This is a genomic window from Sulfitobacter sp. HGT1 (assembly GCF_013282155.1).
Taxonomy (GTDB): Bacteria; Pseudomonadota; Alphaproteobacteria; order Rhodobacterales; family Rhodobacteraceae; genus Sulfitobacter.
Window position 1 is genome coordinate 93,439 of the sequence record NZ_BLWI01000002.1, and the last position, 12,472, is coordinate 105,910.

Annotated in this window: 12 protein-coding genes; 4 read left to right on the forward strand and 8 right to left on the reverse strand. The window is 58.7% G+C overall.

What is annotated here, in order from left to right; translation table 11 throughout:
* The first annotated feature begins 29 nt into the window (after positions 1-29).
* From HGT1_RS02570 to HGT1_RS02580, 3 genes are all read left to right on the forward strand, one after another.
* Positions 30-1,751, forward strand: a complete 1,722-nt coding sequence (locus HGT1_RS02570; protein ID WP_176248423.1) for an ABC transporter substrate-binding protein — start codon at positions 30-32, stop codon at positions 1,749-1,751.
* Positions 1,752-1,888: 137 nt separating this feature from the next.
* A complete protein-coding gene (gene glpK, locus HGT1_RS02575; RefSeq protein ID WP_176248424.1) occupies positions 1,889-3,376 on the forward strand; it encodes a glycerol kinase GlpK in 1,488 nt (495 codons plus the stop codon).
* Between the two features lie 29 nt (positions 3,377-3,405).
* A complete protein-coding gene (locus HGT1_RS02580; RefSeq protein WP_176248425.1) occupies positions 3,406-4,548 on the forward strand; it encodes an iron-containing alcohol dehydrogenase in 1,143 nt (380 codons plus the stop codon).
* A 7-nt stretch (positions 4,549-4,555) separates the two neighbouring features.
* Here the strand turns inward: HGT1_RS02580 and HGT1_RS02585 are convergent, their stop codons facing one another.
* The 6 genes from HGT1_RS02585 to dctP all read right to left on the reverse strand — a co-directional run bounded on the left by HGT1_RS02585 (position 4,556) and on the right by dctP (position 10,516).
* Entirely contained in the window at positions 4,556-4,768 is a 213-nt protein-coding gene (locus HGT1_RS02585) for a DUF2805 domain-containing protein (RefSeq protein ID WP_176248426.1), read from the reverse strand.
* A gap of 61 nt (positions 4,769-4,829) precedes the next feature.
* Positions 4,830-6,344, reverse strand: coding sequence for a malonyl-CoA synthase (locus HGT1_RS02590; protein ID WP_176248427.1), 1,515 nt, complete (start codon positions 6,342-6,344; stop codon positions 4,830-4,832).
* An 11-nt stretch (positions 6,345-6,355) separates the two neighbouring features.
* Positions 6,356-7,594 carry a malonyl-CoA decarboxylase gene (locus HGT1_RS02595; RefSeq protein WP_176248428.1) on the reverse strand — a complete coding sequence of 413 codons (1,239 nt, stop codon included), beginning with the start codon at positions 7,592-7,594 and terminating at the stop codon, positions 6,356-6,358.
* Positions 7,591-8,907 carry a TRAP transporter large permease gene (locus tag HGT1_RS02600; RefSeq protein ID WP_176248429.1) on the reverse strand — a complete coding sequence of 439 codons (1,317 nt, stop codon included), beginning with the start codon at positions 8,905-8,907 and terminating at the stop codon, positions 7,591-7,593. Before HGT1_RS02600 ends, HGT1_RS02595 begins: the two co-directional genes overlap by 4 nt.
* Positions 8,907-9,455, reverse strand: coding sequence for a TRAP transporter small permease (locus HGT1_RS02605; protein WP_176248430.1), 549 nt, complete (start codon positions 9,453-9,455; stop codon positions 8,907-8,909). Before HGT1_RS02605 ends, HGT1_RS02600 begins: the two co-directional genes overlap by 1 nt.
* A 74-nt stretch (positions 9,456-9,529) precedes the next feature.
* Positions 9,530-10,516, reverse strand: coding sequence for a TRAP transporter substrate-binding protein DctP (gene dctP / locus HGT1_RS02610; RefSeq protein ID WP_176248431.1), 987 nt, complete (start codon positions 10,514-10,516; stop codon positions 9,530-9,532).
* A gap of 142 nt (positions 10,517-10,658) precedes the next feature.
* On the opposite strand from dctP, the gene HGT1_RS02615 reads away from it, so the two are divergent.
* Entirely contained in the window at positions 10,659-11,306 is a 648-nt protein-coding gene (locus HGT1_RS02615) for a GntR family transcriptional regulator (protein WP_176248432.1), read from the forward strand.
* Positions 11,307-11,339: 33 nt separating this feature from the next.
* On the opposite strand, the gene HGT1_RS02620 is transcribed toward HGT1_RS02615, so the two are convergent.
* Positions 11,340-12,299, reverse strand: coding sequence for a D-glycerate dehydrogenase (locus tag HGT1_RS02620; protein WP_176248433.1), 960 nt, complete (start codon positions 12,297-12,299; stop codon positions 11,340-11,342).
* A 4-nt stretch (positions 12,300-12,303) separates the two neighbouring features.
* Entirely contained in the window at positions 12,304-12,465 is a 162-nt protein-coding gene (locus tag HGT1_RS02625; protein ID WP_176248434.1) for a hypothetical protein, read from the reverse strand.
* Positions 12,466-12,472: the final 7 nt, after the last annotated feature.

Here is a 12,472-nt window from a genome sequence, read left to right on the forward strand (position 1 = left end):
TCACTGTTCTAATTTAGGGAGGAACAACAATGAACTTGCGACTTAAAGGAACCACGGCGATCGGGCTTGCTGCTTGCATGCTTGGCGCGCCTGCGTTCGCAGACATGAATGCCGCAAAGGCATTCCTTGATAGCGAGATCGGCGATCTGTCAACGCTGTCCCGCGCCGACCAGGAAGCCGAACTTCAGTTTTTCGTAGATGCGGCAGAGCCCTACAAAGGCATGTCCATCAACGTGGTCTCCGAGACAATCGGCACCCACGAATACGAAGCCAACGTTCTGGCCCCCGCGTTCGAGGCCATCACCGGCATCAAGGTCACACATGACCTGATCGGCGAAGGCGACGTTGTTGAAAAGCTGCAAACGCAAATGCAGTCGGGCGAAAACATCTATGACGCCTATATCAACGACTCCGACCTGATCGGCACCCACTGGCGGTACCAGCAGGCGCGCAACCTGACCGACTGGATGTCGGGCGAAGGTGCGGCTGTGACAAACCCCAACCTCGATCTCGAAGATTTCATCGGTCTGTCCTTCACGACCGGTCCCGATGGCAAGGTCTACCAACTGCCCGACCAGCAGTTCGCGAACCTGTACTGGTTCCGCTACGATTGGTTTAACGACGAACAGAACAAGGCCGACTTCAAGGCGAAATACGGCTATGATCTGGGTGTTCCGGTCAACTGGTCTGCCTATGAGGACATCGCTGAATTCTTCACCGGTCGCGATCTGTCGCGTCTTGGCGTCGAAGGCGAAGTCTTTGGCAACATGGACTACGGCAAGAAAGACCCGTCACTGGGTTGGCGTTACACTGACGCGTGGCTGTCCATGGCTGGCGTTGGTGACGTGGGCGAACCAAACGGTCTGCCCGTCGACGAATGGGGTATCCGCGTCAACGAGAAATCACAGCCCGTCGGGTCGTGCGTTGCGCGTGGTGGTGCCACAAACGGGCCAGCGGCTGTTTACGCTGTGACCAAAGCAATCGAATGGCTGCAAAAATATTCGCCGCCTGCCGCTGCCGGTATGACATTCTCTGAAGCGGGCCCAATCCCTGCCCAAGGTAACGTCGCCCAGCAGATGTTCTGGTACACTGCCTTTACCGCAGCATCCGTTGAACCTGATCTGCCCGTGATGAACGAAGACGGCACGCCAAAATGGCGCATGGCCCCTTCGCCACACGGTTCATACTGGGTTGAGGGCACCAAGATCGGCTACCAAGACGCCGGTTCCTGGACGCTGATGGAATCCACACCTGTGGACCGTGCACAAGCCGCCTGGCTTTATGCGCAATTCGTCACCTCCAAGACTGTGGACGTAAAGAAAAGCCATGTTGGTCTGACATTCATCCGTGAATCCACGATCCAGCACCAAAGCTTTACCGATCGCGCGCCTAAACTGGGTGGCCTGATCGAATTCTACCGTTCGCCTGCACGGGTTCAGTGGTCGCCAACCGGCACCAACGTCCCTGACTATCCAAAGCTGGCCCAACTGTGGTGGCAGAACATCGGCGACGCAATGTCCGGTGCGAAAACCCCGCAAGAAGCGCTGGATTCCCTTTGCGCCGATCAGGAAAAAGTCCTGATCCGTCTTGAGCGTGCAGGGGTTCAGGGTGAACTTGGCCCGGTGATGAACGAAGAAAAGGATGCGGAGTACTGGCTGTCGCAGCCCGGTTCGCCAAAGCCGAAGCTTGAAAACGAAGATGAAACGCCCGTCACTGTTTCCTATGACGAGTTGATCAAATCCTGGCAGTAAACGACCTTTCCGGGGCCACGAAACTGGCCCCGGACCTTCCCAACTTCTTGAACCGTCGGGGCAATTAGCCGATGGTCAGATCAGCGGCTGGTTCTCGTGCCGGCCGCTTTTTTTCACCTAACGCAACGGGGATTCACATGACCTATATTCTTGCAATTGATCAGGGCACAACGTCGACCCGTGCGATCGTATTTGATGGCGCGATGGCTGTGACCGCCCAAGCGCAGCAAGAATTCCCCCAGCATTTTCCGCAATCGGGCTGGGTTGAACATGACCCCGCGAATTTGTGGGACACCACCGTCGCGACCTGCCGCGATGCCATTGCAGGCGCGGGCATTGCTGCATCTGATATTTCCGGCATCGGCATCACCAACCAGCGCGAAACCGTCATTGTCTGGGACAAGACAACAGGCACCCCCATTTACAACGCCATCGTCTGGCAAGACCGCCGCACAGCCAACACCTGTCGGACCCTGCGCGATGCCGGTCACGAACCGATGATCACCGCACGCACCGGCCTGTTGCTGGACCCGTATTTTTCGGCCAGCAAACTGGGCTGGATTCTAGACCATGTTGACGGTGCCCGCGACCGCGCTGCCAAGGGCGAATTGCTGTTTGGCACTGTCGATTGTTTTCTGATCTGGAAGCTGACCGGCGGGGCCGTCCATGCCACCGACGCCACCAATGCCGCGCGCACCATGCTCTATGACATTCACAAAGGCCGGTGGAGCCAGACCATCTGCGGCCTGCTCAACATCCCCATGGAAATGCTGCCCGAGGTCAAGGATTGCGCCGCCGATTTCGGCCTGACACAAGCCGGTATCCTTGGCAGCGCGGTCCCGATCTACGGCGTTGCGGGCGACCAGCAGGCAGCCACCATCGGGCAGGCCTGCTTTGAACCGGGCATGTTGAAATCGACCTATGGCACGGGGTGTTTTGCGCTGCTCAATACCGGCGACACGCCTGTGCAATCGAACAACCGCTTGCTGACGACCATCGCCTATCAACTGGACGGCAAACCCACCTACGCGCTTGAGGGGTCTATTTTTGTCGCCGGTGCTGTGGTGCAATGGCTACGGGACGGGTTGAAAATCATCTCGGACGCGGCACAGACCCAAGCGCTGGCCGAACAGGCCGATCCGCATCAAAACGTCATTCTTGTGCCTGCCTTTGTCGGCCTTGGCGCGCCCTATTGGAACCCCGATTGCCGCGGGGCCACCTTTGGGCTGACCCGTGGCACCGGCCCTGCCGAGATGGCCAAGGCGGCCCTAGAAAGCGTCGGCTTCCAGACCCGTGACCTGCTCGAGGCGATGTCGGCGGATTGGAAAGCCACTGGCGTACAGCCCACCTTGCGCGTGGATGGTGGCATGTCGGCAAATGACTGGGCGATGCAGTTTCTGTCCGACATCATCGCAGCCCCCGTGGACCGCCCGGTGAACCACGAAACCACGGCCCTTGGTGTGGCGTGGCTGGCGGGGATGCGGGCGGGGGTTTACCCCGATCAACAAGGCTTTGCCGCCGCATGGGCCCGCGAGACGCAATTTGCCCCCCACATGGACGAACCCCTGCGCGATCAAAAATACAGCGCGTGGAAACGGGCCGTTCAGGCTACGCTCAGCGTCTGATTGCCCGCCACTGCACAAGGATCTTTCGCATGTTTTCATTCTTCAGCCCCCAAGCGATCCACTTTGGCCGGGGTCAAAGCGCGCAAACCCCCGATTTGGCAAAAACCTTCGGGGGCAACGTGCTGTTGGTGCACGGGGCGACCGTGCGGCGGGCAAAATGGCTGATCGACAGGTGCAAACAGACCGGACTGACGGTGCGGACCCTTGCCTGCAAAACCGAACCCAGCCTGCCCGATATCGAAGGGGCCTTGGCCGACCTCAAAGGGTTTTCCCCTGATGTCGTTATCGCCTTGGGCGGCGGCGCGGTGATTGATTTTGGCAAGGCACTGGCGGCACTGATCCCCTGCTCTGCCCCGCCGCAAGACTATCTGGAGGTCGTGGGAACCGGACGCCCGCTTGACCACGCCCCGCTGCCAATGATCGCGCTGCCCACCACCGCTGGCACCGGCGCAGAGGTCACCAAGAACGCGGTGATTTCGGTGCCCGAACAGGGTATCAAGGTCAGCCTGCGCGACCAGAGGATGATCCCCGACATTGCCATCGTCGATGCCGGTTTGATGCAAGGGGCCCCGCGCCGCGTTGCGCTTGCGGCGGGGCTCGATGCCATTACCCAAGTCATCGAACCCTATCTTTCGATCAAGGCAAACCCGATGACCGATGCCCTGTGCCTGTCGGCCATCCCCACCGGCCTTGGCGCGATCAGGGAGTTGGTCGAAAACGATGCGCCCGCTGCTTGGGATGACATGGCGCGGGTCAGCACTTGGGGCGGGCTGGCGCTGGCCAATGCCGGTCTGGGGGCTGTGCATGGTTTTGCCGGTGTGATCGGCGGCAGAACCAACGCGCCCCATGGCGAAATTTGCGGCGCGCTTTTACCGGCGGTTCTGGCCTCCCATATGCGCAAGGCAGAGGCCGGGACAGAGCTTCACCGCCGCCTGATCTGGGTTTTGGTGCAGATCGACCTTCAGTTCGGCGACGGCACTGATGGTGCGGGGCTGGCGCAGTTGAAAGCATGGTCGCGCAAGATGGGCCTGCGGGGGCTGGCAGAAATGGGCGTGATCAAGGCCGATCTGAACGACATCGCGCAGGCTTCGGCCGGGGCGTCGTCGATGAAGGGAAACCCCTTTGCCCTGTCACAGTCAGAACTGGTCGAGATCTTGGTGGACGCCCGCTAACAGCCGCCTATTTATACTGTTCCCGACGGTCGCCAAAGGCCCGCACCCGTTTGCGCCACGACCGGTAGCTGCCGGGCTTCAGGCTCTCGCGCATCAGCGCCTTTACCTGTTTGTCGCCCAAGCCGTATTCGCCTTTGATATCGGCAAAGCTGACATGGTCAGACAGCGCCATCTGCACGATGTCGTCGATATGGGCGGGGGAAAGCGTCTTTGGATCCATGAGAGGTCAAATAGCGGCGCACGGGATCAAGGCAAGCCGTGACCTGCGCGCCGCGACTGTATCAGCCTGTAAACAAGTCCTTGAACTGGTCTCGCAGCGCTTTTTTCTGCACTTTGCCCATGGTGTTGCGGGGCAGTTCGGGCATCACGATCATCTTTTGCGGATGTTTGAACCGCGCCAGCGAGGTGGCGATATGTGCCTTGATCGCATCCAGATCGGGCTGGCCATCGGGTGACGGCACCAGAATCGCGACGACCGTTTCCCCGAAATCGGGATGCGGCACGCCGATCACAGCGGATTCCAGCACGTTTTCTTCCTCGTCCAGCAGCAGTTCGATTTCCTTGGGATAGATGTTGTAGCCACCCGAAATGATCAGATCCTTGTTGCGCCCGACGATACTGACATAGCCGTCTTCGTCGATCTGCCCCAAATCGCCGGTGATAAAGAACCCGTCCGGGCGCAGTTCCTCGGCGGTCTTTTCCGGCATCTGCCAATAGCCCTTGAACACGTTTGGCCCACGGACTTCGATCTCGCCGATCTCGCCCTGGGGCAAGGTTTCACCGGTCTTGCTGTCGGTGATCTTCAGCTCCACCCCCGGCAATGGAAAGCCGACAGTGCCCGCCCGCCGTTCGCCCGCATAGGGGTTGGAGGTGTTCATGTTGGTTTCGGTCATGCCATAGCGTTCAAGGATGCGCAGGCCGGTCAGCTTTTCAAACTGCACATGGGTTTCGGCCAAAAGCGGTGCGCTGCCGGAAACGAACAACCGCATATGCGCCACCAGTTCCTTGGTGAACCGCTTGTCGCCCAGCAACCGCGTGTAAAAGGTCGGCACGCCCATCAGCGTCGTCGCTTTGGGCAGATGTTCAATGATCTGATCGACGTTAAAGGCGGGCAGAAAGATCATCTGGCCGCCCGCAAGCAAGGTGATGTTCGACGCCACAAACAGGCCGTGGGTGTGAAAGATCGGTAGGGCATGCAGCAAAACATCGTCTTGTGTGAATTGCCATTCGGCCACCAAGGTTTGCGCATTCGACAGCAGGTTGCCTTGGGTCAGCATCGCCCCTTTGGAACGGCCGGTGGTGCCCGAAGTGTACAAAAACGCCGCCAGATCATCCAGGCTGCGGTCAACGGTGGCAAAGCTGTCGGGCATGGTGGCTGCCACATCGGCAAATGTGCCCGACCCGTCCGCATTCATCGTCGCCAGTTCCGCACCGCAGGCCTTGGCCACGGGGACCATGCCTGCGTGTTTGGACTGATCGCACAGCACCAACCGCGCACCGCTGTTTTCAACGAAATACGACACCTCTTCGGGGGTGTAGGCCGTGTTGAGCGGCAAAAAGATAACGCCGGCTTGCGCACAGGCGGCATAGACGGCCAGGGCTTGCGGGGATTTGGCGATTTGCACGGCCAGACGGTCACCGGGGACAAGGCCGAATTTGGTCAAGGCACCGGCGTATTGCGCGGCCATGCGCAGGAAGTCGGCATAGGTGATGGTCTGCCCGTCCGGCAGGTGCAAAAACACCTGCGACTTGCCAGCGTGTTTCCCAAAAAGACTATCAAAAAGCGGATTAGCCATTTTTCAAATTCCTATGCTTCAGACATTATGGTGGCGCTTAGCGCGCGGACGTCTGCGGATGCAACAACCGTTTTTTCACTCACGAATTGTTCGTGGTTTTTTGATATCTGCGACAGATCGTACAGATAGTTGACCATCGCGCCATTCGACTGCTTCATACCGTTTGGCGACACATCCGCACCTGCGTGAACTGCGTGTACCATGGCACCATTGCCCAGATGGAACCGCGCAACAGGGTCAAGGGGGGTGCCATCGGGGCGCTTTGCCTCGAGCAGGTAATGGGCGGCCACCGCCGTTTGATCCGCATCTTGCGGGATCACGGTGTCGGTCGCGGCCAGCCATTTGTTCAGTCCCGGAATAGGCGACAAGGTGACAAATGTCTTGAGCCCCGGCAGGTCGCGCGACAAATCCGCTGCCACCTGTTTGATCAGCGAATTGCCAAAGGAAATGCCTGCAAGCCCGGCCTGACAGTTCGAAATCGAATAGAACACCGCAGTATCCGCGTCATCGGCGCTGATCGCGTTGCGCCCGTTTGCCAGCAGGTTCTGGACCGAATTCGGGGTGCCTTTGGTCAGCGCGACTTCGACGAAAATCAGCGGCTCGTCCTGCATTGCAGGGTGGAAAAAACCGAAACACCGTCTGTCAGCGGGCTGCACCCGACGGCGCAGGTCATCCCAGCTGTCGATGGCGTGCACGGCCTCGTAGGCGATGATCTTTTCCAGAATTTGCGCAGGGCTGGACCAGTTGATCGGGCGCAGCACCAGAAAGCCACGGTTGAACCACGAGGCAAACAGATGTTGAAGATCGACATCAAGCGGTTCCAGCAACGGGTGATCGCGCAGCAATCCCAGCAAATCCTTGCGCATGGCCACCAACTGCCCCGTGCCGCCCGGCACCTGATTCAAGCGCCGGGTCAATTCCTGACGGCGCGGTTCGCAGGCGCTGGCAAAGGCGCGGTAGCTTTGCTTGGACGGGGCGTCTTTGTAGGTCTTGAGCGTTTCGGTGACCGCCTGCGCGTCGATCTCAAGACCGTGGGTCATGAATTCGAAAAACGCCAGCTTCTCGGCGGCATCCATCGCGCCGTAGCGGTCAAGGATCAGGCGGGCCAAGGTGCTGCCCGACACTTCGCCCTGGCTGCCCAACAGCTTGAGACACAGATCGGCCGTTGTATGGCCTTCGACCTCGTCCTTGATGGCCTTGCGATGGCTGCGTTCAAACACCGACGCGAAAAGGCCCGCGATAAAGCTCATACCGCCGCCCCCATCACCGCGTCCGGCAACCATGTGGCAAGGCCGGGAAAGACGCAGAGCAAGATGATCGCCAGCACCATGCAGGCCACAAAGGGCAAGGACCCCATCAAAATGGTCTTGAGCGAGATGTCAGGCGCAATGCCGTTGATCACATAGAGGTTCAGCCCGACAGGCGGGGAAATCAGCCCGATTTCCATGTTGATGGTCAACACCACCGCGAACCAGATCGGATCAAACCCCGCCGTAGTGATGATCGGCAACAAGATCGGTGCCGCCATCAATATCACCGCGACCGGAGGCAAAAAGAAGCCCGCAATCAGCAAGAATACGTTGACAAAGCCCATCAACACCCAAGGGTTCACATCCAGAGTGCCGATCCAGGTGGCGATGGATTGCGTGATGTAAAGGCTTGAGAGCATATAGGAAAACACCCCGGCAGCGGCGATGATGAACAGGATCATCACGCTTTCCTTGGTGCTGTCGCGCAGCACGACCCACAGGTCACGCGGGTTCCACAGCTTATAGATCACCATCGCGATCAGCAGGCACAAAAGCGCGCCCACGGCGGCGGTTTCAGACGGTGTCGCAACACCGCCATACATCGCGTAAAGCACCCCCAGAATGATAAACAGAAACGGCAGGACGCGCGGCAGGATCTCGAACTTTTCCTTCCACGTATAGTTGCCCGTCGCCAGCAATTCACGGTTCCCGGACTTCCAGGTGGAATAAAGCGACCACGCCATGAACAGCGCCACCAACATCAGACCCGGGATCACCCCCGCCAGAAACAGCCGCCCGATCGAGGTTTCCGTGGCAATGCCATAAACGATCATCGTGACCGAGGGCGGGATCAGAATGCCCAAGGTGCCCCCTGCCGCAATAGATCCGGCCGCCACACCGTCGGGATAGCCGCGTTTGCGCATCTCGGGGATGCCCATCTTGCCAATCGCGGCACAGGTTGCGGGGCTGGACCCGGACATCGCGGCAAACAGTGCACAGGCCCCGAGGTTCGAAATCACCAGCCCGCCCGGCACGCGGGTCAGCCAGCGTTCAAGCGCCTCGTACAGGTCGGCCCCTGCGCGTGTGGAGGCAATGGACGAGCCCATGATGATAAACATCGGGATCGACAAAAGCGCAAAGTTGTCCAGCTTGCCGAACAGGATTTCGGGCAGCAGTTCAAGCGACCGCATCCCGTCAAAGATCATCAGAAATCCGGTCGACACGATCAGCAGGCCAAGGGCTACAGACACACCGGAAAACAGAACGATAATCGTGCTAAAGGCGACAAACGCACCAAGTGTAAGCGGATCCATTAGCTGTCCTCCAAGCCGAACGGCTTATCAATTTTCAGGATAACCGCGATCAGGTCGGCAATCAGTTGCAATAAAAACAGCGCAAATCCGATGGGCAGCGCGGCATAGGGTATCCACAAACGGACCCCCCAGATGGTGTCGGATTTCCAGTTGCGTTCAAACGCCAGATGCCAGAATTCATAGCCGTGCCACAGCATGATCGCGACCATGACGGTGGACAGCGACAAGGTGAAAATCGCCATGAAATAGCGCGCACGCGGCCCCATCGACAGCGGGACCAGATCGACATTCACATGCCCGCGCAAACGCTGCACATAGGGCAGACCGACCAGCGTTGACGCAATGGCCAGATAGATCACCGCCTCGGTTTGCCAGACGGTCGATCCGTTCAGCACAAAACGGATAAAGATCATCTGACAGGTAATGCCCACCGCAGCGACGATCATCGCCGCCGAACACCAACCTGCAACCGTTGAAAGAGCAGCCACAACACGCAAGAACAGATTATCCCCTGTCCGCGCAGCGACGGCCGAGCTTTGGCCCGCCATAACACCATCCTTAGAAGTTTGAGAATTTGAGATGTGCAAGGAAGGCCGCAAATGTGCAGCCTTCCTTGAGAAGTTTATTCGACCGCGAACGCCATATCGAGCAACGCTTGACCGTCCGGCACATCTGCCACGAACGCTTTGTACGATGTTTCCTGCGCCAGGGCACGCCATGCGTCAAAGTCGGCCTGTGTCATCTGCGCAATCTCTACGCCCGCATCACGGAACACCTGCTCGGATTCTGCATCCTGCTTTTTGGCTTCTTCCAGATAGAAGGCCTGCGCTTTGGCCGATGCATCCAGCAATGCCTTTTGCTGCGGTTCTGTCAGGCTCTCGAACTTGGATTTGTTCATCAACAATGGCTGGTACATGAACCACAACGCCACATCGCCCGCAGGGGTATAGCACGACACCTGTTCGTAAATCCGGTAGGACACGAAGGAAGACGACGACGTGTTGGCCGCTGTCAAAACGCCGGTTTGCATGGCGTTGTAAATCTCGGACGAGGCCATCGAGGCGATGGACGCCCCTGCCCCGGCCAGCATTTGTTCAAACGCCTTGCCCGCCGCGCGGGTTTGCAGGCCCTGTACATCTTCGGGCTTGGTGATGCATTTGTCTTTGCCGACAAAACCGCCAGCCAGATAGCCGTGAACCAGAACCATGACATCGTCATCGGCCATTTTCTCTTCGAGCGCGGCCATGAAGGGCGAGGCGCTCAGGCGGGCGGCGTGATCGTGGTTTTTCACCAGACCGGGCATCAACGTCAGGTTAAACGCAGGCTGTTGTCCACCCGCATAGCTTAGCGGCAGAACGGTCATATCCAGCTGCCCGCTGCTGAGGGGGCGGTATTGTTCGCGCGGCTTGAACAGCGACTTTGATCCGAAAATCTGGATCTCCAGATCCACATCCGCCGCCTTGACACCATCAGCAACGATCTGTGCGACCTGATTGCGCACATCGGCGTTCGACCATTGGTGGGACAGACGCAGGGTTTCAGCATGAGCGGCCGAACCAAGCGTAAAACAGGCAAGCGTCGCGGCTGCCTTGAGTGCAGTAAATTTCATATATTCCTCCCAGAATGTGACCAAGGTCAAACGCCCCGGTTCTACGATGTCATGCTTTCCACGTTTTGCATTCCAAGTCAAATTTCTTGTATACAATTTCTTCCATATTGCATTGTTTTTCGCCTGCTGTTACAAAGCACCCATGGAAATCAGACGCGCAGACAAGATCGCCGAAACACTGGAACAGCTTGTGTTTGCAGGTAAATATCGCGACGGCGAACGTCTGGACGAAGTGAAACTTGCCGAACAGTTTTGTGTGTCACGTACCCCCGTCCGCGAGGCGCTTCAGGTGCTTGTTGCCGCCGGAATCGCCGAACAGATTCCGCGCCGTGGCGTTTTCGTGCGCCAGCCCGGCCCCGTCGAGCTGATGGAGATGTTCGAGATGATGGCCGAGCTGGAAGCGTCCTGCGGGCGGCTGGCCGCATCAAGAATGACAGAGCAGGGATTGCAACAACTGGCCGAGGCAAACGCCCGCTGCCAAGAGGCGATCACCCAGAATGACCACGCGCAATACTATGCCGAGAACGAGAAGTTCCACCAGATCATCTATCGCGGGTCAGCGAACGGGTATCTGGAAAAACAAGCCTTGCGGTTGCAGAACAAGCTGCGCGCCTACCGCAAAATGCAACTGCGGTTTCGCGGCCGCATGGGGCAGTCTATGGCCGAACACCGCCAGATCGTAGAGGCGCTTGAGGCTGAAGACGCAGAAAAGGTCGCGACAGTATTGCGCAACCACGTGGCCGTTCAGGGCGAAAAATTCCATCAGTTGATGGCGAATTTCAACAGCTAGGGTGCTGCCTGCCCGCCCCTGACGGTTTGTTGATCACAGCTTGTCCGGTGGCGTGTCACCGCGAAAAAACGCATCCAGATTATCCAGCGCCTTGAACCCCATCGCATCGCGCGTCTTGACAGTGGCACTGCCGACATGGGGCATCATCATGATGTTCTCGTGCTGCGCAAATGCCGGATTGCCGCCGGGTTCAGTGACGAAACAATCCAGACCCGCCGCCCCGACATGGCCGGATTCGACGGCTTGCAGCAGCGCCGCTTCGTCGATCAGATTGCCCCGTGCGGTGTTCACGATCACACATCCCTGCGGTAGTTTCGCAAGGCGGTCGGTGTTCATCAATCCGGTCGTTTCAGGCGTGGCAGGGCAATGCAGCGACAGGAAATCGGACACCGCCAACAGATCATCAAGGTTTTCGTGATAGGTGGCCCCTGCCTCGTCTGCCTCGGACAGGCGGCTGCGGTTGTGATAGTGGATTTCCATATCGAACCCGCGCGCCTTGCGGGCAAAAGCGCGGCCCACGCCGCCCATGCCGATAATCCCCAGCCGTGCGCCGGTGACCTGCTTGCCCACCAGAAAGGCGGGCGACCAGAAATCCCATGCGCCGGACCGCACCGTGCGGTCGCCGGCAACCGCATGACGTGCGGCCCCCAGCATCAGCATCATCGCCAGTTCGGCGGTGGCATCCGACAGTACGCCGGGCGTGTTGGTGACCGTGATCCCCTTGGCGCGCAGCGCGGGCAGATCGCAATGATCCACGCCGACAGAATGGTTCGCGACGATGCGAAGCCGCGGGTCAAGACGGGCCACGACATCCGCGCTGAAATGTTCGGAATGGCACGGGATGATCCCGTCGACCTTGGCGCTCATCGCGATGATATCTTCGGCGCTGCCCGGTGCATCGGCAGGGTCCCAGATAACCTCGTAATCGCGGCGCGCACGGTTGAGCGTCGCCGCCGAAAGGCTGCGTGTGATCCAGATCACCGGCTTGGTCATATGGTTAATCCCGTTTGTTTTTGCTTGAGGTGGCAAAGTCATAGGCCACGAACCCTAGGGTCACGACGATGATGATCACCAGGTCCGGACTGGGGACCTTGACCGCCAAAATCAGCAGGAAGACAGTGATCGTGACAAAGGCGAAAAGAGCGAGGAAGCGGTTCATATCATGT